Genomic DNA, 23135 nt, shown 5'->3' on the forward strand with positions numbered 1-23135 from the left:
GCCGTGGCGAGCCCCCATTCACGTTCAGGAGATCCTATGACCGCAGCAACCGTTCCAAAACACAGTTATTCGGCAATTCTCAAAGATGCCGCGCGGGTGGCCTGGCAGGTAGAAGATCTGATTGGCCCCCATCGGCCCCTCGACTTTACCCGACCCTTTTTGCCCGAGGCGCTGGTACAGGCCAAGGCGATTCCGAGTTTAGATGCCGAGGCCGCCCGGTTGCTCAACCACATTCGCAGCAACAGCTATCTGCACCTGTTTGGGCTGGTGGAAGAGTTCATTTTGCCCCTGGTGGTTGACCATGCCAAAACCTTGGGCTGCGATGACATTGCGGCCACCCAGGCCTACCTGGGCTTTGCCGCCGAAGAAAGCAAGCACATTCGTCTGTTTCGCGAGTTTGCGACCGCCTTTGAGACCGGGTTTGGCCACCGCTGCGAGATGATCGGGCCACCCCAAGCAATCGCAGGTTTCGTGCTCAGCCATAGCCCCCTAGGCGTAGCCCTAGTGACTCTGCACATTGAGTGGATGACCCAGCGGCACTTTCTCGAAAGCGTTCGTCACCAGCAGGATGCTCTCGACCCGCAGTTTTGCAGTTTGCTAAAGCACCACTGGCAGGAGGAGGCCCAGCACGCCCGCCTCGATACCCTGATGGTTGAGTCCATGGCTCAAACCATGGATGCCAAAGGCATCGCCACTGCCATTGACGACTACATCGCCATCATTCGCTACCTCGATCAAGGCTTTAAAGCCCAGGTGCAATTAGATATTGCCAGCCTGGAACGGGTCACAGGGCGCACCTTTTCTGCCTCTGAACGGGATGAGATGCAGCGCATTCAAGAGCGATCGTACCAAAACGCGTTTTTGATCGCGGGCATGACCCATCCCAGCTTTGAGCAGAGCGTGCGGGCCTTGAGCGCATCAGGATATGCCCAAATCGCGGCTCTGACCCACGAGTTTTTGTCGGACGACGACCAATAGCCAAACGAAACGGCTGCGGTCATTACACAGCTTTTAATAGTTCTCTATCCCCAAAATTAAGGAGTTTGACTATGACTACGACTGAGCAGGTTTATACCATCAACGGCTTTGCCCCCAGCGGCGTCACCGAGCTAGTTACCGCCATTCAGCAGGATGCTGCCCAAGCGCAGATGGCCTTCCACGCCACTACGGCTTGGGTAGACGGCACGCGATCGCTCACCCGCATGACCTCCTTCGACTGGGCTGGGCAAGCCTACGCCCGCGACTTCTCGCTCACCATCGACGAGCCTGAGGAACTGGGCGGCACCAACATGGGACCCAACCCCCAGGAGGTGCTGTTGGCAGGCGTCAATTCCTGCATTCTGACTACCTTTGTCGAACATTGCTCTGTAGAAGGCATTCGGCTAGAGAAAGTGGAGATCCACAGCACCGGCACCCTCGACGTGCGAGGCCTGCTCAAGCTGGATGAATCAATCCAGGCCGGGTATCAGGATATGCGCTGGACGCTGACGGTGAAGGGCGACGCCGCTCCCGAGAAATTCCAGCAGATGTATGAGGCGACGATCGCATCCTCGCCGAACTTCTGGAACCTGGCCAACCCGGTCAAGATCGTGCCATCCCTGCGCGTCGAAGCTTAGACCTGGTTAAGGTCGGTCTTCCCTCAGCAGTCGTGCGGGCTCTCGCTCGCACGACTGCGTTTTATCTGTTGTGAATTTTGCTGAGCAAGTCGCGATTGAAAGCATTTGCACAAGCTCGGCGTCGACTGCGACAGTACAGACCTGCCCTACAATCCCTACACTCCGTTCTAGACGCTCTAGCAATTGCCCATTCTCTATGCAGGCTGTTTAGGAGGTGTTGCTGACTTGAAGCACGAATTTGAGTAGGGGCAAACGGCCGTTTGCCCCTACAAGAGCCATTGCAGTTTTGATTCATACCTGTATCCAGCAACCCCGTTTAGGGAACAGCGCGATCGGGGCTGAGCCCTAGCTCGGCGCAGTGATCGTTGTTGATCTCGCCATCGGCCATGCGAGTGTTGCAGAACCGAGCAGCGCTGAGGTCGGTGCGGTTGAGATTGGCATCTCGTAAGTCGGCATCGGTAAAGATAGCCCCGGCTAACTCGGTGTCACGAATTAGTGCCTGGCGCATGTCGGCCCCGGTAAAGTCGGCCCCCGCTAGCTGGGCACCAATCAAGTTGGCCCGAAAAAGCTGGCTGTGGGTTAAGGTCGCGTTGGTCAAATCGGTTGCTGCCAGACTGGCGTGGTTGAACACGGCTCTATCTAGACGGCTGCCGCTGAGGTCGCTGCCGTACCAATCGCTGTTGCGGGCTTCGGCGCGTTCTAGATTGACGTCAGCAGCGTTGACCTCCCGCAGGGTGCTGCCGGTGAGGGTGGCCTGGCGCAGGTTGGCCCCCGACAGGTTGGCTCCGGTCAGGTCAGCGGCGCTGAGCACCACCTGTTGCAGGTTGGTCTGGCTCAGGTCAGCTTGGGTCAACTGAGCGCGGGGCAGGCGGGCCTGGCGCAGGTTGGCTCCCGCCAGATTGGCATTGGTCAGGTCGGCATCTTCGAGATCGGCGCGGGTAAGCACGACGCCGCTGAGGTCGCAGGCGATGCAGATGTGGCTGATCAGCAGCTGCCGCAGGGGGTCGTTGGCAACACCGGGTGTAGCCAAGGCCAGAGCAAGGCCAACCGCGGCGGCTACCCCCGTGGGACGGAGATTTTGGCGTGGTGTAGTGCGGTGTGCCATGGCGTGCAATTCCGATAGGTTTGGCTCAAAGATCTACGATCAAGTTTATAGATTGCCTCTACAATGTGTCAGCATCTTCTGGCTTCCCTGGTTCCCAAAGCCAGTGAGCATGCTAGTTATCAACGCCCAGGCAGTCGAGATGCTGCTGCTCGCTCTCGGTTAGTTTGACGTCATGGCATCGACACCGGCTTCATCGCCCCTGAGATCTCGACACCGGCAGCGCCATGGGCCCAGCCAGGTTAAACCTTGGGAATGGTTTTGGCTAACGACCTGGGTGCTCTTGCTCACCGGGTCAGGGATATTTTGCGGCTGGGCGCTGCTGTGGCTGACGCGGATTCCGCCGCTGCCCGACTGTGAGCAAATTACGCCCTTTCATTCAGCCAGCGATCTGCTCTACTGCGCCAAGGCTCAGGCCCGCACGGGTGAGCCCAACAATCTGGTGCAGTCGGTGTTGCTGACCGCCAATTGGCCCAAAACCCACGCTAACTACGCTGATTCCGAGGAAATCTTGAAGGATGCCTCAGAGCAGATTTTGGTGCTGGCCAACCGCTGGGCTCAGGCGGGCAAGCTCGACGACGCGGTGGCCCTGGCCGACCAAATTCCTTTGAATACGCCGCTGCGTCAGCCAGCCCAATCGGTGATCTTTGAGTGGCGACAAGACTGGGAGCAGGGCCGAGCCATTGAGGCTAAGCTAAGGCCCGCCCTAGCCGCCAGCGATTGGGAGCTGGCCAAGACCCACCTGCAAGAGTTTAAAAACCTCAAGACCGACTACTGGCTGACAACGCGGTATGTGTTTTGGCAGCGGCAGTTTCAGGTAGAGCAGCAGGGGTGGAATCAGCTCTTGCAGGCCCGCGAGCTAGCAAAAACTAACCAGATTGAGAATTTGCGCCAGGCGGTAGTGCTGGCCCGCGCCATCGATCTGCGCGCCCAGGTGTGGCAGGCGGCAGAAAGCGATGTCGATCGCTGGAGCAAGACCGTGCTAGATGTGGCGCTCGAGCGCTGGGACGTGGGCGATCGCGCCGGTGCCCTAGAGCTGGCTAGCGTGGTACCCCCCACCCCCGATCTGGCCCCCGAAGCCCAGGAGCTGCTAGCCCTGAGCCGTGCCCAAACGCTCGCTAGTCAGGCTGAGCCGGTGAGTCAGGGCTTAACCCCGCGCTACAGCCACTTATTTGGGCTAATGGAGGCCATCAGCGCCGTCAATCAGCTCCCAGCGAACAGTGCCTACGCGGAGGCTGACCTATCCTCAGAGGAGCAGTGGGTCGAACAACTCACCGATCTAAGACAGCTGAAGTTTAGCGATATGGTAGCCAAGCTAGGGCAGCGCACCACTTACGAATGGGCCATTCGCCAGGCCCAGCGGGTAGAGACGGGGCGACCCCGGCGCATTCAAGGGCAGACGCTGATTGCCCAATGGCAGTTTAATTTGCAGCGCATTGAAGACCGCCCGATCTTGGTCGAGGCCCGCAGCCTGGCCCGACCCGGCACCGTTGCGGCGCTGCAAGCCGCCATTGCTAAGGCTGGCGAGATTGAGCTAGGGCGCGCCCTGCGGGTGGAAAGCCAATCTCTAGTCGCCGAGTGGCAGAAAGAAATTCAGGTGATTGAAGACCGGCCCGTTCTCGATGCGGCGGTGGCCCTGGCCAATCAGGACAAGCTGCCCGAGGCGATCGCCGAGGCGAATAAAATTAAGCCCGATCGCGCCCTCTACAGCCGTGCCCAGGGGCTGATCCAGGAGTGGACATCCACCATTCAAATCGCCGAGGACAAACCGATTTTGGATGAGGCCAAGGACTTGGCCTACGGCGGCAGCCTGTCGGCAGCGATCAATCTGGCTGGCCAGATTGGGCCGGGGCGAGCGCTCTACGATGAGGCCAGGGCGGCGATCGCCCTCTGGACGGCCGAGCGAGCTTACATCTGGTCAATCTGGGAAGCTGAGGGTCGCCCTGTGCCCGGCGGCGGTGATGACTCAGACGACAGTTCTTCCACCGAGCCCCAATGACGACGGCCCCCCTGCGACTCATGCTGGTAGACGAAGACCCGGTGTTTCGCCTGGGTCTTCGCATCTGGCTGGAGCAAACCGCTGGCTACGCTGTAGTGGCTGAAGCCACCCAGGCCGACGATGCCCTGGCGATCTTGGCCAGTCGAGCTAGCCTGGAGACGCGATCGGACGCCCCTCCCGACTGGACTCCAGAGCCTGCCCCTGACTGGGCCGATGCCTGGGCCACCCAAGACCCCAGCCGTCGTCCCGACATCGACTTGGTAATTCTCGATCTGGGCCTGGGGGCGGGTCGCCCCGATGAGCTGCCGGGGCTGCGCCTCTGCGCCGATATCAAAGCGCGCTATCCAACTCTGCCGGTGCTGGTGCTCAGCGCCCAGACCGAACCGGTGCTAGCTGCGGCAGCCCGGCAGCTGGGGGCCGATGGGTTTGGGGCTCGCAGTATGGCCGTGACCGATCTCGGTCGGCTGATTGAGCAGCTGGTCGCGTCTAGGCCGCCGCTCACCAAGGGCCTGAGCCCAATTGCGAGCCGTCAGCGTCCCTTGATCACCATGCGGGAGGGCGCTGCTGGAAGAAGTTTACCGGTACCCAATGCCCTAGCCGCCCTACGCATCAGCATGCGGCGATCGTCGGTGCAGCAAATTGAGGCCGTGATGGCCCAGATCGAAGCAGAGCAGCGACGCGGGCGCGGCTCGCTGCTGTCGGAGGCGGTGCTGGCGGGGCGCTACCGTGAACTGCGGGCAGCCCGCTGGCTGGTGCGGCGGCTGCTGGCCACCCCTGACTTCTCTGACCAGGGGCAGCCTGTTGAGCGTCCCGTTGTGCGACCCCGAACGGAACCAGGGGAGCTGTCTTCTCCCTGGGAGAACGGGGTGCCGCCAGGGTCACCGGAAGCCAGAGTTAGGCCAACGCAACGACCGCGGGATGCCCTAGCGAATCGCGAAGCGTTCGGGTACCGACTCGAAACAAGTAGCCGTACCGGAATCGCCACCCAAGATCGCCTGGCCCTCAACCAGGGCGACCTGGCTACTCTGGTGTTTGAGCGGGTGTTTCGCAAATTGCAGGGGCTGCTAGACAACACCAGCGATGTGCCGCTAGAGTCTGACATTCTGCGCGACGACAAAAAGCGGGAGCTGCTCTACCTAGTGCTGCGCAAGGTTGAAGACGCCCTTGCCTACCTCCGTGAGGCCCAAGTGCTGCCGGGGCAGCTGCCTGAAAAAAGCTCCCTGGTGCTGCAAGACCTGTGGCAGGCTGCCGTAACCGATTTCTTTGGCCGCTACTACACTCTTCAGGTCAATACCCTAGAGCAGCCCGTGGTGCCGACCCTGCTGACCGAGGCCCCCGTAGTGCAGGCAGCGATTTTAGACCGGCTGCCCCTGGTACCGATGCTGCTGGGGCATCTGCTATTTAACGAGTCGATGGTGGTGGACGGCGGCCTTTACCAGGCCGCGACTCCCGAGGCGATGGCCCGCAGCCAAGAGTTGCTAGAGCACCTGGTGATTCAGCTAGCCAACGCCGTGGTGCAGCCCATGCTCAACCATTTTGCCGACGTGGAGCTGATGAAGAAAAACCTCTACCACCGCCGCATGATGACCAGCCGCGACATTGAGCGCTTTCGCAACGACCTTTCCTGGCGCTACCGTTGGGATGGGCTGATCAATGAACCCCGAGCGATTTTTGAGAGCCAGCACCGGCTGTTTGGCTTTACCGAGCGGGGCATCCAGCACCAGACAATCTATGTGCCCCGGCGGGAGGAATTGGAGCAGCTTTCGGGCCTGCAGCGGGCGGTAACCTTGGCGGTGGAGGCGCGCGATGCGATCGCCCCCCGGTTTCGCTCGGCGGTTTCGCTGGTGGGCAGCGGTATTGTGTACGTGCTGACCGACGTGATTGGCCGGGGCATTGGGCTAATTGGCCGGGGCATTTTGCGCGGGGTCGGCGGTGCCTGGCGCGACCCTCGCTACCGCCGCGATGCCCAAGAAAGTGACCTGCGAGACTAGCTGTGACTTCGAGTACTTCAACTTTGTTCCGATCGCCGAGGGTGCCAGTGCTAGCAATCGCTCCAACGGGTCATCCAAAATTTACTTTTTTTTGGGACAATCAGCAGGTGCAAGCTGCTTACGAGGGATTTACAGGTATCTATGGCACCTATATCAGCTCACCCTGGCTGGGCTGGTACAGTGTTTCATGGTTGTTAGCGGCAAAGATATGTCGTCAGTTTGCTGGCTTTTCCACCTAATCAAGTAAGGAGTTAATCCCCGCCTATGAAGTCGAGCTTGGCGCTGTTTGCTGAGCCTGTTCTGGCCAACGCCAGACGGCTACTGTGGTTGAGCCTCTGGCTGCTGTGCATACCGATGGCGGTATACGTTGCTGCTCTTGACTACGGTCATAGCCTGGGGATACTGCAATGGGCCTTACTGGCCGTTTCACTGATTGGTCTGGTGATCATCAACGCCGAAACCGCCGTTGTGATCTACAGCAGCCGTCGGTCTAACCCCTGGTTTGATCGAGGACTGCTGCAGCGCTGGTGCCGGGTGCGGCAGCAACGGCTGTCGTCTGTAGTGCCAGAGTCGCTGCCGCCCCAGGAAGCCCTACCCGTGGTTTCGGTGCCCCTGGTTTCAACGCCCTTTGTCTCGGTGCCCTTTGTCTCGGTGATTGTGGCGGCCTACCTGCCCAACGAGCAAGACATCATTGAAGACACGTTGCTGCACTGGTTGACCCAGGTGACGCCGCCATCCCAGGGGTGGGAGATTATTTTGGCCTACAACACCCCGACGCGGCTGCCGGTAGAAGACCGCTTGCAGGTGCTGGCGCGGCGCTACCCAGCCCTGGTGCTGCTGCCCGTCCCCCACAGCCACTCTAAGGCCGAAAACCTCAACGCCGCCCTTCAGGTGGCAGCGGGCGAGATGACGGGCATCTTTGACGCCGATCACCATCCGGCGGCAGACTGTCTCAGTCGGGCCTGGGCCTGGCTGTACCAGGGCCGCTACGACGTGGTGCAGGGGCGCAACATCATTCGCAACGCCCAAGATAGCTGGTTGACCCAGCTGATTGCGGTGGAGTTTGAATGCATCTACGGCATTAGCCACTACGGGCGATCGCTGCTGGCTGATACGGCCCTATTTGGTGGTTCCAACGGCTACTGGCGTACCTCGGCCCTGCGCCACCTGGGCTTTCACCACACCCGCCTCACCGAAGACATTGACGTGACGGTGCGGGGCCTGCTGGGGGGGTGTCGCCTGGTGCATGACCCGGCAATTGTCACTACCGAGCTGGCCCCCGATAACCTGCGCGGGCTGTGGTTTCAGCGCCAGCGGTGGAGTCAGGGTTGGCTAGAGGTAGCGGGTTTGCACCTAGGTCGCGTAGCGCGATCGCCCCGGTTAGATGCCGTGCAAAAGCCCTACTGGGTGCTGATGCTGCTCTTTAGCCAGTTTTTTTATCCGCTGGTGTGGCAGGTGGTGCCGATGCTGCTCAGCATTCACCTCAGCGGCCGCGATCGCGACCTCAATTTTGAAAACCTCAACCTGGTGCTGATGGGGTTATTGACTCTGAGCGTGGTGCTGCAGGTGTCGGTCGCCATGCTGCTGCGCCCCAAGGAGTCGGCCTACACCCGTCGCCACGGCCTGCTCTACTGCGTGCTGTCGCCGGTCTACTTTTGGCTTAAAGCGCTGATTGGCATGGTGGCAGTGGTTAACCATCTCAGCGGCAGTCGGGTTTGGCGGGTCACGGCCCGCACCAAGAGCAAGCCCAACCGGTGGATGGTGGCCCTGCGCGGGGCGAAGTAGTGGGGAGCTAACAGGTTGGCCAAGTAGCCAGGGAAAGGTCGGCAGGGTCGGACGTTCAACCTGCCAACCAACCGGTCCATAGGCCAGGCTGACTTTTCTGACCTGTAGGTGGGTTTATGCCCAAAAAAATCCCCTTTCGCCGTTAAGCAAAGGGGGAATCATTCGCGCAAAACAAGTCTGTTGCTGATCGCTCGCTGGCTTCAAAAGCCTAGGCGCGCTTGACGAGATTCATAACCAGCGACACGACAAAGATAGCCAGGAAAATGTAGAACAAAAGTTGGGCGATGCCTGCGGCGGTGCCGGCTACACCACTAAACCCAAAGAACGCGGCAATCAAAGCGACAACTAAAAAAAGCAACGCGTAACGCAGCATGGGGGTTCTCCAAAACTGGGATAGGAACTCAACTGCCTTGCCTGATGCGACCATTATCGAGACCGGTAAGTCACCGCGCATCTCCCCTGCGGCTACTCTTAATCTCTAGTTAACGATGTAGGCAAAAATCATCCATATCTATCTAAAGGAATAGGCTAGCGAGACTGAAAGTTGTTCTGCACCATGCGACCGTCGCTGCGGTTGGCTGCTCGATCTAGCTCTTCAATTTCTCCAGCGTCTAGCCGCCAGCCCAGGGCATCGGTATTCTGCTGCGCTTGAGCTAGGGTTTTGGCCCCTGGAATCGGCATTGTGCCTTTGCAAATGCACCAGTTGAGGGCTACTTGAGCCGAGGTTTTTTGGCGATGGGCAGCGATCGCCCCCAGCACCTCCAGCAGCGGCTGAATTTTGGGCAGCAGTCGGCGAAACAACAGGCCTCGCAGGCCAGAGGGAAACGGCCCCTGAGCCGAGTATTTGCCGGTCAGCAATCCTAGAGCCAGGGGGCTATAGGCGATTAGGCGAATGCCCAGTTCGTCGCAGAGATCTTTGAGGCCTAGCTCGGTCACGGGGTAGGTTGACAGCAGCGAATACTGCACTTGCAGCGTGGCGATCGCCAGCCCCCGATCTTGAAGCCGCTGGTGGGCCAGCTTAAGCCGCTTGGGGCCAAAGTTCGATAACCCAATGGCCCGTGCCTTTCCCTGCACGCACAGCTCTATTAGCCCATCGAGAAACGGTCCTTCTTGCCAGGGAGCGTAGTTGGCGGTAGACCAGTGCATCTGGGCTAGGTCAATGGGGCGACCTAGCCGCTCGACGGAGGCGGCTCCGGCTTTCACTACCGACCCGGCGGTGAGACGCCAGGGGTAGGCGGCTAGCTTCGTCGCCAGGCAGAGGGAATCTTGATTTGGCCCCGTGTAGCTTTGGGCAAACTGCCCCAGCAAGACTTCGCTGCGGCCGTTGAGCCGTCCGGTGCCGTAGGAGTCGCCGCTGTCGAATAAGGTGACGCCGTGGCTGAGGCAGTGGTTAAAGACCTGTTGCAGTTCGCCATCCATAGTGGGGTCGTAGCCCCACAGCAGCCGGTTGCCCCAGGCCCAGGTGCCGCAGCCCATCTCGGGCAGGGTGAGGGGCGATCGCAGATCCGGTGCAGACGTGGTCATGGGTGGTGCCAAAGGAAACGGCTATCTCCCATTATTCCAGGCTGGGTCGCCCCGATAGGTAGCTAAAGCCCGAGCGACAATTCTTGTTGAATCGCACCTCGGTTGGCCAGATTGAAGCCTTCGTGGCCCACCCTGCGGGAAGCAAGCTACACCCTAAATCCCTCTCCCAAGTTGGGAGAGGGACTTTGAGAGGTCCGGCTCCCCTCTCCTCTCTGGGAGAGGGGCTGGGGGAGAGGGGCTGGAACTTTGCGATCTTACTGAACCGACGCAATAGCTAAAGCCCGAGCGCTAGTTCTTGCTGGATTGAGCCTGGGTTGGCCAAATAGACGCCTTCGTGGTGCAGCAGCCATTGTTTGCGCTCTAGGCCACCTGCGTAGCCGGTGAGTTGGCCTTTGGTGCCGACGACGCGATGGCAGGGCAGGGCGATCGCGATGGGGTTGAGTGAGTTGGCCATGCCCACTGCTCGATAGGCTGTGGGTTGGCCCAGTGTTTTCGCCAGTTCGCCGTAGGTGGCCACGGTGCCAGCGGGAATTTGGCGCAGCGCTAGCCACACCTGCTGCTGAAAGGCGGTGCCCCCTGGGCTGACGGGCACGGCGTCGAAACTGTGCAGATCGCCCGCGAGGTAGGCTTTGAGGCGATCGCTAAAGCCCTGGGGGTTGGTGCTGGGTGTTAGCGTTACCGCTGCAAACCGCTTTTTGAGCAAGGTCAGGAGGCGAGTTTCGTAGTCGGCGAAGTCGAGGGCGCAGAGCGACGCACCATCTGACACCAGCAGAATGTCGCCGATCGCAGAGGGCAGGGTGTCGATCCAGAGTTCGGTGGGCACGGGGATTCTGCCGGCTGGGTGGGCGGTGTATGCAGGTATTTTAGAGCCAGGTGTTAGGCAAAATGCTGCACTAAATAGGTTTAATGCGGGGGTGCATGGTAGTGGGCCAGGGCTACAGTGCTGGGTCAGTTTAAGAAACTGCGGTGCGCAATTGGCAATTTGCCCTTTACAAGCATTAAACTGCTGTGCCACTTTGCTTTGCAGCGGCTTGAGTAAGCTAAACAGCTGTGCCACTTCGCTAAACAGCGACCTCAACACGCTAAACTGCTGTGCCACTTCGTTAAACAGCTGTGCCAGTTTGCTTTGCAGCAGCCTCTGCAAGCTAAACTGCTGTGCCACTTCGCTTTACATTGGCCTCAGTAAGCTAAACTGCTGTGCCAGTTTGCTTTGCAGCGATCTTAGTTTGTTAAACGGGCTGCTCAGTATGCCGAGTCGCGGGGGAGTGGCTTGATGTTGGTGGCCATGCCCGACGGCAGAGGGGTGTGCCGTCGGGTATGGCGGTGGGCGTTACTCAATCAGCACGGTTTTGGTGGCGATCGCCATCCAGATGGTGCCTCCTGATGAGGTGACCCCAATGGTGTCGCTGTTGGGCGGCATGGGGATGGGGTCGCTCCAGTCATTGGGGTCGGTGTAGCCGAGGGCGTGGAGGATTTTGATGGTGCGATCGATGCCGGCGAGGCTGCCGTAAAGCATGTGACGCACTTTCTCGGGGTTTAGGGACCGGGTGCCTTTGCTAGCTGCCCCAGATGGCGGCAGCGGCAGGGATTCGGTCTCTTGGTCATCGCTGGCATCGGGTTCGAGATATTCAAACATGGGTTCTGTTTCCTTTGTGGATGGAAAGAAACAGAACGCGAAAACCCCAGCCACCCGCAGCTGAAGTGCAAACTGAGGGGGCTAGGGTACGATGAGCCTAGCCTCGCAATCTGCGTGCAAGATTTGCGGGGTTAGCTGTCTGTTGGTGTTAACGGCACCGACCGGCAGCGCTAAGATTTTCGAGCTCTGCGTGGTCACCGCTCTGGCTGAACGGCTTAATGTAAGAGGATAGTGGTGCGATCGCTCCCCGTCAACCGTGAAGCCGAATTTTTATACATTGCCTCTGTAAACTTATTGCAGCTATTTATTTAGTATCAATGACAAGCATATTATGCATATAGATTTTAGTTTTAGAATACCTTTGAGCAAGAAATAAATAATTCAGGCTCTAATTTATCAAGAACTAAATCAGTGAAACACCGCAGAAGAAAAGAGTAAAAAATGGCAAGTAGTGACAAAAGTATTGGAGCTGAATTTCTATTAGCGGAGTTCAACGCAATTCAACAACGAGCGGTTCAGATCGAGCAGTCAAAAGCAAGTAGCGTGAACTTCTATCTTGTTATAGTAGCGGCAACAATTGCAAGCATTCCGGGAGTACTAAGTCTTATGCCGAAAGAGGCTGCACGCTATATAGTCATAGGGACATTTTCATTTATTCTCATTGTTGGCTTGCTTACCCTAGATCATTCAGTTAATCAAGCCATAAACATTATCAGGCTGTATAGACGTGCAGGAAAAGTTAGGCGATATTTTCTTGATCAAGCAGAAAACATCAAACTCTACTTACCCTTTGAAGCAAACGATTCCCTTCCCCGAATTAACCTGCCTAGCAGTCTTGCTTATAGGGGTGCAGAAGTAACTGTCTTTGCTATTAACGTTGCAAGTGTCGCTATTATTTTTGCTGCACTTTTTTCTTCCATCTCGTGGATCTGGGCCTCTATAGTTGGTACAGCAGTCGGAGGAACTGCCTGGATACTCCAAAAAATGTATTTCCGAAGGAAGTTAGAATATTTTGAGAAGATAGCAAACCTGAAAGTAACTTTTCCTATTAATCTACAGTAGATCTGGTTATGCAAACATGAGTTAACGAACCGGGTTTTATGTTAAGTAATATTCATGGGAAACGCAAAAAATTCTTATACAGGTAGTTTTTAGACGATAGTACGCGCAATAAAAGACTTCAAAACTAGAGGAAAAAATTGAATAAAGTAGAAACTGTACTTCAAACAATCATTGATACTATTCCACAGTGGTATTTAGGTACTGTAGGCTCTCAAGCATATTCACTCTCATACGATTCTACTACGGTTCATTTTTGCTGTCATAGGTCTTTAACGCCTGATCTTCACAAACTCTATGATTTTGCTGAGGCTCAGTTACCTAACTGGCTTTCACTAATGCCAACAACGCCCACCCCGAGTGCACTTGGAAAAATTAGAGAAGACCTGGTTTTGTTTTGGTTATCAAGTCAGGCTCCTAGTGTTGAATGGGACAAGTTACTTGCTTATGCTGAAGGACTTAGGTTTCGCACTTATGAGAACCAGCCTATCTCTCTGAATCTTATAGTTAGTTCTGGAGTTGGTACACTCGATATCACACAAGATTCGATACAAAAAATAATTGATCCGCTAGCATCCAGCCAGAACGCTTTTTTTCGAGTAGACTACTCTAGCCGATACATTAATTATGAACAGGTGGCTTGGCATGAAACTACTGAGCCCTCTGAATATAAATTTAGTCCTGATTTTGTTCAGCCCTTTGTTTCACGCCTCGAGAGGAATGAATTTTCATTTCATTTAACTGCGCGCCATGACATTCTTATTCTAAATCGTTCTGGAATGCTTGCTGCGTATAGAAAAGGCAATTGGTACATCTACTCAGTTTATACTTTCAAGAACTCCATAACAGATATTACTGGAAATTACAGAGTTGGTTGTAACCTGTTCGATCTTGTTTTTGATCTAAGCTATCGTCGACACGGTGCCCTTTTGATATACGACCCTCAACACAAGGTCGTTGACAAAATCATTAATAAGGGATCAATCATTAAGCCAGGAGCGACTTCAGACAGCGCTAGATCAATGTTAAGACCTGCTGTATACCCCATTGAAATGGGTAACATTAGTTATGAGAAGAGAAAGAAGAGGCTCCTTCTAGAAATTGCTGGCATAGACGGAGCCGTAGTGTTTGATGACAAGAATGTGCTTGCCTTCGGTGCAATGATTGCAACTCATGATGACGCAGGTGATCTAGCTGGAGCTAGAACAACTGCGGCACGATCAGCATATCTTTATGAGGGAATTCCAGTGAAAATCAGCTCTGACGGTGATATTTCAATGCTTTTCCTAAGCAAAAATAGGGCAGGTGAAAAGGCTGAGGCAATGTTAAAGTTTATGTGACTTAATTTAGCTGAAGCTATTTTAGGTGGCTTCCGATGATGCTTTCTGATAGCTACTGTAGGTTGAGTGAAGCGCCAGCGGAACCCAACTCCCCTGATAGTTTTCTTGCACAACAATCTACCCTAAGCGCACAAATTCCTTCACCCATCATGCGCGATCGCCCGCACCCAAATCTCAGTGCGATCGCAGCTCTCTTGTAGGTTGAGTTGACGAAGTAAACTCAACAATCCCAGAAAGTTCTATTTTCACCCTACCATTGTGCGGTGAGTCATGGTCCAAGCCCTTAAGTAGAGCTCTTGGGAACTGGTGTAGTGAGAGTCAGTCATTAAGCATAGTTTGTGAATTGGCCGCACCAGGTAGGTTTCGCAAGATGTCGAGAGTACTTAAAGGAACCAGCTGGGCAATCATGCTGCTAGCTCCGCTTAGCGTGATTGCAGTAATTTGGTGTCTTTGGTTAATAGATGATTGGGGACTCACGCCGGAACGAGCCGCCAGGCGAGATGGGTTGTGTAAACATGCCCCCGCTATAAAAGCGCAACAACAGACGCCGACGACCGCAATTGTGGTTTGCCAGGGCTGGCCAACCCCTCCAGAGGGAGCGTATGTTCGCGCTTCGCGTTTGCCTTGGGGTGTTTGGTGGGCCCCTCCGAATGGAGGAACCTTTAGCTATGAATCTTCTGAGGCCGTTTCAACGGAGTTGATTGACTATATTCACTTTGGCCCTACCCAAAGTGTGCATACTTCGCTTATTCTGCTTGGCCGAAGCCGCTCGGCAGAAGTGGCTGTGATGGAAGCAAAATTAAGTGATGGGAGAACTCTGAGCAATGAGGTGACTAACGGCTTATTCGTCTTTGACGCGCCAATCCAAGCTGTTGGTGTCAAGGTGGATGAATTAAAGATAATCGGGCAAGATAACCAAGTTCTTCAGCTTATCCAGGCGAAGCCAGGTTATTGAGTGCCAAGGAGCAGTACGATCGCAGATCTCTTGTAGGTTGAGTTCACAAAGAAACCCAGCAATCTCAGCAGAGTTTTATTCCCAACCTACTAGCTAACTTGTATGATCATATATTCAAAAAGCGTTTAATTATACTCCCCAGGAAGAACGGTTTTTACAACAGTAACTCCGCCAAAGTTCTTTCCTGACATTCTCAGTAATTCATCACCTGAAAATTCAAAACCAAGTTTTAGTGCTATTCGCGCAACATCATCTGCAGTTGATGCTCCGAGCACCTCATTTTTAAGTGCAGGGTCAGACTTCATTTTCTTTAAAAATGCTTCAAGTTGATCTAAAGCCATATCAGAAATTCCTATTTTTATTAGCTGCTTATATCTTAAAAAGAGAAACCATTACAGGCTTCAAGCAGATTCTACTATCCTTTCAAGATATCGACAATGAGCGGAAGTCCCAATTGTAAAGTTCTCTGTTGAGCTTGCAGGTTGGGTGAAGCGCCAGCATAATTCAACCCTCTGATAGTTTTCTTGCCAAACAACATACCCTAAGCGCAAAAGTTCCTTTACCCATCCATGCGCGATCGCCGCGCCCAAATCCCAGCAGCCACCTAACGAAAAAGTTTAGCTGACAGATCCAATACTTATTTATAGTTAGAGCGCACCACATTTACCACCTTGGAGACAGTGATGCCCATCGACCAATATCTCGGTACATGGGAGCTCGTGCCCGAACTGTCGTTATACGAGGCCGCTACCCCCCCAGCGAGTGGTCGCTATACGATCGCCGAGTCAGCCCCTGGCGTGCTCACCCTGCACGTGCGCTGGCAGATCGAACCCAACGGTCCAGCGAACGAAATCACCTTTGGCGGCCAAGCAGACGGAACCCCACACCCGCTTCCCGCATTGCCAGACGCTCCCACCGACGGCCCCGACGCCCACACGCTAACGCGGGTCGATGCACACACCCTCGACAGCACCGCGCTAGCCGGTGGTGTAGCGATCGCATCGGCACGCCGGGTCGCCTCCAAAGACGGCTCGTTGCTGGCAGTTGTGCAAGAGCAGACAGACACCACCGGCCGCCGAACCCGCAACTTCCAGGTCTATCGCCGTGTAGCGACCGAGTTCGCCGACACCGACGCGCGCATGCCCTAACGGGGCGTTGCACCCAACAACGCGGCTCGACCAAGATCGTGCACTCACTGTGCTGGCGTAGCCCCATAACAACGTAGTCGCAGAATCAAGGCATTACGACCAGCAGGATCTTGCAAAGCTTGAGCGACTTGCAGCGATTGCTGCTCCTGACCAATCTGAGCATATTTCAGCGCGATCGCCGCCAACAAGCTGCCTCGATCTTGCTCGTCTTCAACGGATAACGGATTTTCACCACCTCGAACGTTAATGGTCTGCGATTCCTCACCGGGAATGGTTTGCGCTATCTGAAAGGCCTGAGCCAAAGAACTTGCCGCTTGCGATCGCTGACCCAGCTGGGTGTAGCGATCGGCGATTTTAAGCAGCAGAGTTGTTTTTGTGGCTGGGTCGTCCAAACGGTTTAGCGTCGCGAGTGCAGTTGATAGGTCCCCGCCCTCAATTGCTGCCGCGATCGCCTCAGCGATTGCGGCAGAACGGCGCACGGGTGCATCAAGAATAGCGTCCGTCACCTGAATCGCGGCCTGATGTTGCTTGGCAGCGGAAAATTGTGCAGAAATTGCCTGTAGCGTAGAAAGACGACTTTCCTCATCTTCGATCGTTTTCACCAGCTCAACCGCTTGATTCAATAGTTGCGTCGCTGCTTCGGGTTGATTGGCTCTAAAGTGTTCATCTGCGATCGCCCTGAGCACTTCGGCTTTTTCAGCAGCAGAATCAATTGTGTTGGCCAGCTGAACAGACTGGTTAAACAGTTCAGTCGCTGGGTCAATTTGTTGAACAACCAGCTGAACCTGGGCCGCAACAACCGCAAAAACTTGAGCCTGAAAGCCAGGATCAACATTTTCCTGGGCAATGGCTTGAGCACGATCAAACTCTCCAGCCTCGGCAAAACCACGAGCAATTTGCAAAAATAGGCGATCGCGCCACTCAACATAGGTTGGTGAAATAGCCTGCGCAATTTTCAGAGCATCATCATAGCGGTTAGCGGCGATCGCTTGATTAGCAAGCTGGGTTAGATCCTGAGCGCGACTATAGGATACGGATGTCTGTTCTGGTTCTTCTGCAAGATCGACCGTCTGCACCACCTGCAACGCCAGATCGTAATATCCGCTCTGCACTGCCTGATCGATCAACTGCTGTCTGACCAGGTTGCGGCTACTAATGTCTGCGATCGCAGCAATGTTTTGCACTGCCTGAGTTAAGGCAGCTTGAGCGCGCTCGGTCTGTCCGGCTTCGGCATAGAGCAAGGCGATCGCGCCGTACCCGGTTGCTTTCGCCGTTGGGTCGTCAAAATCTCCAACGAAACGCAGGGCATCATCACGTTGCCCCGCTGCGGCATACCGCACAATGATCGCAACGGCTGCCTGCTCTCGTTCAGAAACTGTGGTGCGAGTGCGAGCGCTAATTTCTAGCGCCTGACCCAACAGTTCAGCGGCGCGATCAGGTTGTCTGGCTCCAGCATACCGACCAGCGATCGCACCGAGAATGATGGCTCTCTGGTCATCCGCCGGTATATCTAAGGCGATCGCAACAGCACGATCAAGTAGTCTAGTTTGATTGAGTTGTCCACCTTGATTGAGCTGTCCAGCCTTCAAGTATTCATCGATCACAGCGATCATAGCGATGGACTGGTAATAAGGAGCATCCTCAATCTGCTGCGCGACTTGTAGGGCGCGATCGGGTTCGCCAAGCTGAGCATAGAGTCGAGCGATTGGCTCTAGCGCCCATGCCCTGCGGTTGGCATCGGGATAGGTAGCAGCTTGAGCAAACTGAAGCGACTGCGCCAAGATAGGAACAGCCGCTTGCAGCTGACGAATCGCCACATAAACTTGAGCAATGTCGGTCAACGCTTTGGTTTGAAACTCTGCGCCGCTAATCGACTGGCTTGCTTGCAAGGCCTTAGTCAAAACGGGTTGAGCTTGCTGCGGCTGCTCCAAGATGCCGTAGTAACGGGCGATCGAGGTGAGAGTTCGAGTTTTTATGGCACTATAGCCGCTGCTTAAGCTCTGCGTGACCTGCACCGCCTGCGGCAAAACGGCGGCAACCTGCTGCCGCTGCGGTGGATTAGCCTGATTGACCAGTTGCTCTAACAGACTGCGATCGGCACTACCTTCATAGCTGTTGATAATTTGATCAAGCAACGTAACTTTGGCTCCAACATCCTCCACCTGCCCGATCGCTTCAAACGCTTGAGCTAGGGCGATCGCAGCTGCCTCGGTCTGCCCATCGTTGACATGCTGCCGCGCCTGATCAACCAGTCCATTTGCGACAGACTGCTCTAGCTGAGTTTGCTCTGTTGCACAATCGATCGCACTGCTTGCTGGAGGCATCACCGCTGGGGCAGTAGCTTGACTAATTTGAACGGCCAAAGCAGCCGGACAAAGTGCCACTAAACACGCGACGGCACTCAGCGTTTTCAACCCTTGAGAAAACAGAAACATTACAAAGCCCTGCGATCGGATGTATAAAGGAAATCTCAGAAATTCAAAACTTGTTAAGAACAAGCACGAGGAGTCAAGGGCTTTGGATTACCTACTTTGCAAACAAGACTGATTGAGCCGAGGTGCCCTAACTACAATTGACGTATTTGCGATCGCAGCTATAGCTATGTTTGTGCCAGTTGTTTATTTGGAACGGTAAACTTATTAACTCAGCCGCTATATTTAGGCTCTGCCGCAAAAGCTATTGAAGAAGTGCTGGAATACCTCTCTTCTAAGATGACCGAAACCAAAATTCTCGACAACTTTCTCGATCTAACGCAAGAAAATCTAAAGGACTGATGGCCTATGGTGCGATCGTGAGCATCGGTGCCAAATAGTATGAGGAGCGAGCCAATGTCAGCCATCAACGACCTAAATTCGCAGCGTTTCTATCACGGCACAAAGGCCAACCTTAAGCCAGGCGACCTAATCGTGCCCGGCTATAACTCTAACTACGGCAAGCAGAAAAAAGCAGCCTACGTTTATCTAACCGCCACCTTAGATGCGGCCATCTGGGGGGCCGAGCTAGCTCTTGGTGAAGCGCCTGGCAGAATTTACATCTTGAAACCAACTGGCCCAATCGAAGACGACCCCAATCTGACTGACAAGAAATTCCCCGGCAACCCGACCAAGTCATACCGCACCCACGATCCGCTTCGGGTCACGGGCGAGATCACAGATTGGCAGGGGCACTCCCCCGAACAGCTCAAAGCCATGCACGACAACCTTGAGCGACTTAAGCAGCTTGGTGTTGAGGCGATCGAGGATTGAGGTTCTATAAGTTGTGTGGAGCGCCAGCGTAACCCAACTTCCCTGATAGTTTTCCTACCAAATAACTCCACCCCAAGCGCACAAATTCCTTCACCCATCCATGCGCTACCGCCGAGCCCAAACCCCAGGGGCCACTTACTTTTTTACTGTCGTCACTTACAATCGGCAATCCCTGTTTCACAGCAACGAAACCGTAGCCCTACTTCGCAAAGCCTTTCATATCGCCAAAACAGAGTCTCCCTTCACCATCGACGCTATCGTCATTTTGCCCGACCATGTCCACAGCATTTGGTCCCTGCCCCAAGGTGACGCCGACTTTCCCTCCCGGTGGAAGCGCATCAAAGCCCGGTTTAGCCTGTGGTGCCCTGAAGACTACAAACAACAACAATCTACTGCCCGCCTTCGCAAAGGAGAGCAAGCCATCTGGCAGCGACGGTTTTGGGAACATCAAATTCGCAATGAGGCCGACTTTAGCCAGCATGTAGATTACATTCACTACAATCCGGTGAAACACAATTTGGTAAGTGGACCGAAAGATTGGCCCTATTCGAGCTTTCACCGCCATGTTGCAGATGGGGCTTATTCGGCAGATTGGGGCACAACACAAGCAGTTGAGTTTGATGAAGAAATTGGTCGTGAGTAAGAGATGAAAGCTTAGGTTGAAGGTGTTGGGTTTCACTGCGTTTCACCCAACCTACCCTGCTAATTTCTGGTGACTAAATGGTGGATGAAATCTGCGTCGGGCTGATTGGCTATGGCATGGCGGCTCGTACCTTCCACGTGCCGGTTATTCAGTCAGTTCCTCACCTGAGGCTAACGAAAGTTGTAACGCGCCATCACGACCCCGCGCTCGATCGCGCTCCATCGGTTGAGGTGGTGCAAGACGCCGCCACCCTTCTGCAAGACGAAGCAATTCACCTAGTCGTGATCGCGACTCCCAATCGCTCCCATTTTGAGTTGGCCAGCCAGTCCCTACTCGCTAACAAGCACGTTGTGGTCGAAAAGCCATTCACCACATCGTCGGCCCAGGCCCAGCAGTTGATCGATCTGGCGCGCAAGCAAAACAGGCTGATCAGCGTCCATCACAACCGGCGGTGGGATGGCGATTTTCAGACCGTAAAACAGCTGTTGAGCACCAATCTTCTGGGCCGTTTGGTCGAATACGAGGCCCATTACGATCGCTTCAGAAATTTCCTTCGGCCCAACGCCTGGCGAGAAGAAGCGGGCGAGGGCAGCGGTATTCTCTTCGATCTTGGCTCTCACCTGATCGATCAGGCGCAGGTTTTATTTGGCTTGCCGCAGATGGTGACTGCCGACCTCAGAGTGCAGCGCGATTTTGCCCAGGCGATCGACAATTTTGATCTAACGCTGCACTACAACGGGCTCAAAGTGATTCTCAAAGGGGGAATGCTGGTGCGCGGGCAGGAGCCCCATTTCATTCTGCACGGCTCGGCAGGATCCTTCGTCAAATATGGCATGGACCCGCAAGAGGAGGCGCTAAAGCGCGGCCTCACCCCGGCTGAACCTGGCTGGGGTGAGGAGCCAAAGGAGCGCTGGGGAATGCTCAACACGCAAATCGACGGGCTGCACGTAGAAGGGCAGGTGGAAACGCTGGCGGGCAGCTACCAGGCCTATTATCAAAACGTAGCTGATGCGATCGCCGGACGCGCCGAGCTAGCGGTTAAGCCCGAAGAGGCGCGAGACACCATTCGCATCATCGAGCTAGCAATGCAAAGTAACGAACAAAAATGCACGCTTCCCCTCTCTGTGTAAATTGAACCCAGTAGCGAGGGAGGGCTAGAAAGCGCTAACCCTTCAGCAAAAGTAAACATGAGTAATGGAAATTCCGACTGACATACTTCCTTTCTTCCAGAGCGCTGGTTGGTACCCAGAGCGCAGAGTCGCTTTACCAAACAAAGCACAAAGTTTAATTCCGGAGGGGCACCCAGCAGCCATGATCTTGTCCACATTCAGTGGCTTAAGGGTCGGTCGTGTCGGGCTGGGCGAAGAATGTGCAGCGAGCGACATCATCTTCGGCTTGATCGAGGACAGTGAAGATGCCGTGGGGAAGTGGAATGATTTGCTTAAAACGAAACTCATCGGGGTCGCAGAGTATCACCACTCGCACGGGGAACTATTCATAGACGCCGTTGGGAAATGCTACAGCCTAGGGCTACAGGATACGTTCTGTTTTGAAGGTGATAATTTCAATCAGGCAGCGCGGAATCTGCTATTGGGGAGGCGCTCACGTCCAATGCTATTGCCGGGGGAAGAGTCGGTAATGGTATACGGGGAGATTTATACGGCCGAGAGTCCTGAGGTGTACAGGTATTAGCTTTGCCCTGCGGGGAAACCCAACGATGTGCCCAATGCATCCGACGTGAATGAGCAGGCTTCTCTTCGGAGCGGATGCATTGAGCGGCTTAGCTAGCAGTGCACAGGATAGTTAGGACAGGTTTCTACAGGCATCATCGACGGCGTTCCAGAGGGTATCGAGAGCGCTTAGCGTCTTGCGAAAATAATGTTTTAGCAAAGCCTAGAGTTTTTCAATCTTGTTGAAGTCTGGCGAATAGGTGGTATGAACAGGACTGTGCAACCAGCCTGCTCAATTAAGCCTTGAGTGTGCTGAGACTTGTGGAAGCTAGCGTTGTCCGTCACGATGACCTGCCTAAGGCACAATTAAGGCACTAGATATTGCAGATGAAGGTGTAGTTTCATTTGCTTTATCAGAGTTGGTTTGTTCCATTAGGCCACAGATAGGAAGTGGGAATATTATTATTTTTCGAAATCATATCCCAATACCAACTTCCAGAAGCTAGAAATCCACTCTCGTGGCACAAACCTAGGTAGCGTAGCAAGAATGGGATTGATTGGATTGCCAGGAATCACGATGGGCTCTCGCTTTTCAAAAGCTTTTAAGGCATCTCGTACAACAGTTTCAATCGGCGTATCGAATTTTATAGCCACATCAACCAGGGTCGACGGAAACCCTGCTTCTTGAAAAAACTTAACGCCAACTGGTCCTGGGCAAACAGCTAACACATGCACTCCATAGCTGCGGTTCTCTGCCCACAACGCTTCACTAAAGCTGAGAACAAAGGCTTTTGTTGCCGCATAGATAGAGAAGTAGGGCATAGACTGAAACGCACCCACCGAAGACAGGTTGATGATTCCTCCAGTTCGACGCTGCCGCATTCCAGTCAAAAAGCGATGGCTCAAATCCACAATTGTCGCAATATTGAGTTGCACCGTTTTGAGCTGAAAATTGCGATCGCTTTCAGCAAAATCGCCGTAATCTCCAATGCCAGCATCGTTGACCAATAGGTCGATCGATCGTCCAAGTTGTTGTACAGTTTGAAAGATAATTTCTGTCGCGTCTGGTGCTGTCAAGTCTTGGACGATAACATCTACTTGAATTTGATGTTGATGCTTGAGGGAATCAGCAAGTTCCTGTAATTTGTCCTGGGAACGAGCAACCAGCACAAGATCGGTTTGATGTGCTGCTAGTTGTTGGGCAAATGCTGCACCAATGCCAGCAGAGGCTCCGGTAATCAAGGCTGTCGTCATGCCGGTTTATTATTTTACTCTACCAGAGTATATTCGACTAAGTTCATAGTCTCTGCATCATTCCGAAGAGCTATTACTACGGTAATTAAGGGAGTAGTAACGCAGTATCTGTATCTAACTACTTAGTTGCAGTGCATAGCGCTCCGGTGAAGTCTCGAGGGCTGCTTC

21 protein-coding genes are annotated in these 23135 nt (G+C 54.5%); 13 read left to right on the forward strand and 8 right to left on the reverse strand.

Annotated features, from left to right (window positions below; genetic code table 11):
• The first annotated feature begins 36 nt into the window (after positions 1–36).
• Both NC979_RS15720 and NC979_RS15725 read left to right on the forward strand, forming a co-directional pair.
• Positions 37–978, forward strand: a complete 942-nt coding sequence (locus NC979_RS15720; protein WP_190517176.1) for a hypothetical protein — start codon at positions 37–39, stop codon at positions 976–978.
• 71 nt (positions 979–1049) lie between these two features.
• Complete coding sequence (locus tag NC979_RS15725; RefSeq protein ID WP_190517178.1) at positions 1050–1616, forward strand: OsmC family protein; 567 nt, start codon at positions 1050–1052, stop codon at positions 1614–1616.
• 316 nt (positions 1617–1932) lie between these two features.
• Here the strand turns inward: NC979_RS15725 and NC979_RS15730 are convergent, their stop codons facing one another.
• Positions 1933–2721 carry a pentapeptide repeat-containing protein gene (locus NC979_RS15730; protein WP_190517181.1) on the reverse strand — a complete coding sequence of 263 codons (789 nt, stop codon included), beginning with the start codon at positions 2719–2721 and terminating at the stop codon, positions 1933–1935.
• A 172-nt stretch (positions 2722–2893) separates the two neighbouring features.
• Between NC979_RS15730 and NC979_RS15735 the strand changes: the two genes are divergently transcribed.
• From NC979_RS15735 to NC979_RS15745, 3 genes are all read left to right on the forward strand, one after another.
• Positions 2894–4717 carry a hypothetical protein gene (locus tag NC979_RS15735; RefSeq protein WP_190517183.1) on the forward strand — a complete coding sequence of 608 codons (1824 nt, stop codon included), beginning with the start codon at positions 2894–2896 and terminating at the stop codon, positions 4715–4717.
• Positions 4714–6708, forward strand: a complete 1995-nt coding sequence (locus NC979_RS15740) for a DUF3685 domain-containing protein (RefSeq protein ID WP_190517186.1) — start codon at positions 4714–4716, stop codon at positions 6706–6708. The genes NC979_RS15735 and NC979_RS15740 overlap by 4 nt, the downstream gene beginning before the upstream one ends.
• Positions 6709–6972: 264 nt before the next feature.
• Positions 6973–8493: a glycosyltransferase family 2 protein gene (locus NC979_RS15745; protein WP_190517189.1), complete on the forward strand. Its 1521-nt coding sequence runs from the start codon at positions 6973–6975 to the stop codon at positions 8491–8493.
• Between the two features lie 208 nt (positions 8494–8701).
• Here NC979_RS15745 and NC979_RS15750 read toward each other — a convergent pair whose 3' ends face one another.
• From NC979_RS15750 to NC979_RS15765, 4 genes are all read right to left on the reverse strand, one after another.
• Positions 8702–8866 carry a DUF1328 domain-containing protein gene (locus NC979_RS15750; RefSeq protein ID WP_190517191.1) on the reverse strand — a complete coding sequence of 55 codons (165 nt, stop codon included), beginning with the start codon at positions 8864–8866 and terminating at the stop codon, positions 8702–8704.
• A gap of 155 nt (positions 8867–9021) precedes the next feature.
• A complete protein-coding gene (locus tag NC979_RS15755; protein WP_190517193.1) occupies positions 9022–10017 on the reverse strand; it encodes an aldo/keto reductase in 996 nt (331 codons plus the stop codon).
• A 274-nt stretch (positions 10018–10291) separates the two neighbouring features.
• Complete coding sequence (locus NC979_RS15760) at positions 10292–10840, reverse strand: methylated-DNA--[protein]-cysteine S-methyltransferase (protein WP_190517196.1); 549 nt, start codon at positions 10838–10840, stop codon at positions 10292–10294.
• Positions 10841–11347: 507 nt separating this feature from the next.
• Positions 11348–11653 (reverse strand): hypothetical protein, encoded by a 306-nt coding sequence (locus NC979_RS15765; protein WP_190517199.1) that lies wholly within the window; start codon positions 11651–11653, stop codon positions 11348–11350.
• A gap of 441 nt (positions 11654–12094) precedes the next feature.
• On the opposite strand from NC979_RS15765, the gene NC979_RS15770 reads away from it, so the two are divergent.
• The 3 genes from NC979_RS15770 (at position 12095) to NC979_RS15780 (ending at position 15007) form a co-directional block, all read left to right on the forward strand.
• Positions 12095–12715 (forward strand): hypothetical protein, encoded by a 621-nt coding sequence (locus NC979_RS15770; RefSeq protein ID WP_190517201.1) that lies wholly within the window; start codon positions 12095–12097, stop codon positions 12713–12715.
• Between the two features lie 137 nt (positions 12716–12852).
• The gene (locus NC979_RS15775; RefSeq protein ID WP_190517204.1) at positions 12853–14052 is read left to right on the forward strand and encodes a hypothetical protein; all 1200 of its coding nucleotides are present in this window, start codon (positions 12853–12855) and stop codon (positions 14050–14052) included.
• Between the two features lie 406 nt (positions 14053–14458).
• Positions 14459–15007: a hypothetical protein gene (locus NC979_RS15780; RefSeq protein WP_190517206.1), complete on the forward strand. Its 549-nt coding sequence runs from the start codon at positions 14459–14461 to the stop codon at positions 15005–15007.
• 125 nt (positions 15008–15132) lie between these two features.
• Here the strand turns inward: NC979_RS15780 and NC979_RS15785 are convergent, their stop codons facing one another.
• Positions 15133–15348 (reverse strand): Nif11-like leader peptide family natural product precursor, encoded by a 216-nt coding sequence (locus NC979_RS15785; RefSeq protein ID WP_190517209.1) that lies wholly within the window; start codon positions 15346–15348, stop codon positions 15133–15135.
• Between the two features lie 378 nt (positions 15349–15726).
• Between NC979_RS15785 and NC979_RS15790 the strand changes: the two genes are divergently transcribed.
• Positions 15727–16155 carry a hypothetical protein gene (locus NC979_RS15790; RefSeq protein WP_190517211.1) on the forward strand — a complete coding sequence of 143 codons (429 nt, stop codon included), beginning with the start codon at positions 15727–15729 and terminating at the stop codon, positions 16153–16155.
• Between the two features lie 44 nt (positions 16156–16199).
• Here the strand turns inward: NC979_RS15790 and NC979_RS15795 are convergent, their stop codons facing one another.
• The gene (locus NC979_RS15795) at positions 16200–18518 is read right to left on the reverse strand and encodes a hypothetical protein (protein WP_190517213.1); all 2319 of its coding nucleotides are present in this window, start codon (positions 18516–18518) and stop codon (positions 16200–16202) included.
• A 465-nt stretch (positions 18519–18983) separates the two neighbouring features.
• On the opposite strand from NC979_RS15795, the gene arr reads away from it, so the two are divergent.
• The 4 genes from arr (at position 18984) to NC979_RS25385 (ending at position 21735) form a co-directional block, all read left to right on the forward strand.
• A complete protein-coding gene (gene arr, locus NC979_RS15800; protein ID WP_190517216.1) occupies positions 18984–19400 on the forward strand; it encodes an NAD(+)--rifampin ADP-ribosyltransferase in 417 nt (138 codons plus the stop codon).
• Between the two features lie 100 nt (positions 19401–19500).
• On the forward strand, positions 19501–20043 hold the full coding sequence (locus NC979_RS15805; protein ID WP_190517219.1) for an REP-associated tyrosine transposase: 543 nt from the start codon (positions 19501–19503) through the stop codon (positions 20041–20043).
• A 77-nt stretch (positions 20044–20120) separates the two neighbouring features.
• A complete protein-coding gene (locus NC979_RS15810; RefSeq protein ID WP_190517221.1) occupies positions 20121–21173 on the forward strand; it encodes an oxidoreductase in 1053 nt (350 codons plus the stop codon).
• 64 nt (positions 21174–21237) lie between these two features.
• Positions 21238–21735, forward strand: a complete 498-nt coding sequence (locus tag NC979_RS25385) for an SUKH-3 domain-containing protein (RefSeq protein ID WP_190517224.1) — start codon at positions 21238–21240, stop codon at positions 21733–21735.
• Positions 21736–22175: 440 nt separating this feature from the next.
• On the opposite strand, the gene NC979_RS15820 is transcribed toward NC979_RS25385, so the two are convergent.
• On the reverse strand, positions 22176–22967 hold the full coding sequence (locus NC979_RS15820) for an SDR family NAD(P)-dependent oxidoreductase (protein ID WP_190517226.1): 792 nt from the start codon (positions 22965–22967) through the stop codon (positions 22176–22178).
• Positions 22968–23135 lie beyond the last annotated feature (168 nt).

It is taken from the genome of Leptolyngbya subtilissima AS-A7 (genome assembly GCF_039962255.1).
Taxonomy (GTDB): domain Bacteria; phylum Cyanobacteriota; class Cyanobacteriia; order Phormidesmidales; family Phormidesmidaceae; genus Nodosilinea.

Excerpts from the sequence above, each read along its gene's own strand:
- NC979_RS15720 (WP_190517176.1), top strand. The coding sequence starts at position 37 with ATGACCGCAGCAACCGTTCCAAAACACAGTTATTCGGCAATTCTCAAA.
- NC979_RS15725 (WP_190517178.1), top strand. The coding sequence starts at position 1,050 with ATGACTACGACTGAGCAGGTTTATACCATCAACGGCTTTGCCCCCAGC.
- NC979_RS15730 (WP_190517181.1), bottom strand. The coding sequence starts at position 2,721 with ATGGCACACCGCACTACACCACGCCAAAATCTCCGTCCCACGGGGGTA.
- NC979_RS15735 (WP_190517183.1), top strand. The coding sequence starts at position 2,894 with ATGGCATCGACACCGGCTTCATCGCCCCTGAGATCTCGACACCGGCAG.
- NC979_RS15740 (WP_190517186.1), top strand. The coding sequence starts at position 4,714 with ATGACGACGGCCCCCCTGCGACTCATGCTGGTAGACGAAGACCCGGTG.
- NC979_RS15745 (WP_190517189.1), top strand. The coding sequence starts at position 6,973 with ATGAAGTCGAGCTTGGCGCTGTTTGCTGAGCCTGTTCTGGCCAACGCC.
- NC979_RS15750 (WP_190517191.1), bottom strand. The coding sequence starts at position 8,866 with ATGCTGCGTTACGCGTTGCTTTTTTTAGTTGTCGCTTTGATTGCCGCG.
- NC979_RS15755 (WP_190517193.1), bottom strand. The coding sequence starts at position 10,017 with ATGACCACGTCTGCACCGGATCTGCGATCGCCCCTCACCCTGCCCGAG.
- NC979_RS15765 (WP_190517199.1), bottom strand. The coding sequence starts at position 11,653 with ATGTTTGAATATCTCGAACCCGATGCCAGCGATGACCAAGAGACCGAA.
- NC979_RS15770 (WP_190517201.1), top strand. The coding sequence starts at position 12,095 with ATGGCAAGTAGTGACAAAAGTATTGGAGCTGAATTTCTATTAGCGGAG.
- NC979_RS15780 (WP_190517206.1), top strand. The coding sequence starts at position 14,459 with ATGCTGCTAGCTCCGCTTAGCGTGATTGCAGTAATTTGGTGTCTTTGG.
- NC979_RS15785 (WP_190517209.1), bottom strand. The coding sequence starts at position 15,348 with ATGGCTTTAGATCAACTTGAAGCATTTTTAAAGAAAATGAAGTCTGAC.
- arr (WP_190517216.1), top strand. The coding sequence starts at position 18,984 with ATGTCAGCCATCAACGACCTAAATTCGCAGCGTTTCTATCACGGCACA.
- NC979_RS15805 (WP_190517219.1), top strand. The coding sequence starts at position 19,501 with ATGCGCTACCGCCGAGCCCAAACCCCAGGGGCCACTTACTTTTTTACT.
- NC979_RS15810 (WP_190517221.1), top strand. The coding sequence starts at position 20,121 with ATGGTGGATGAAATCTGCGTCGGGCTGATTGGCTATGGCATGGCGGCT.
- NC979_RS25385 (WP_190517224.1), top strand. The coding sequence starts at position 21,238 with ATGGAAATTCCGACTGACATACTTCCTTTCTTCCAGAGCGCTGGTTGG.
- NC979_RS15820 (WP_190517226.1), bottom strand. The coding sequence starts at position 22,967 with ATGACGACAGCCTTGATTACCGGAGCCTCTGCTGGCATTGGTGCAGCA.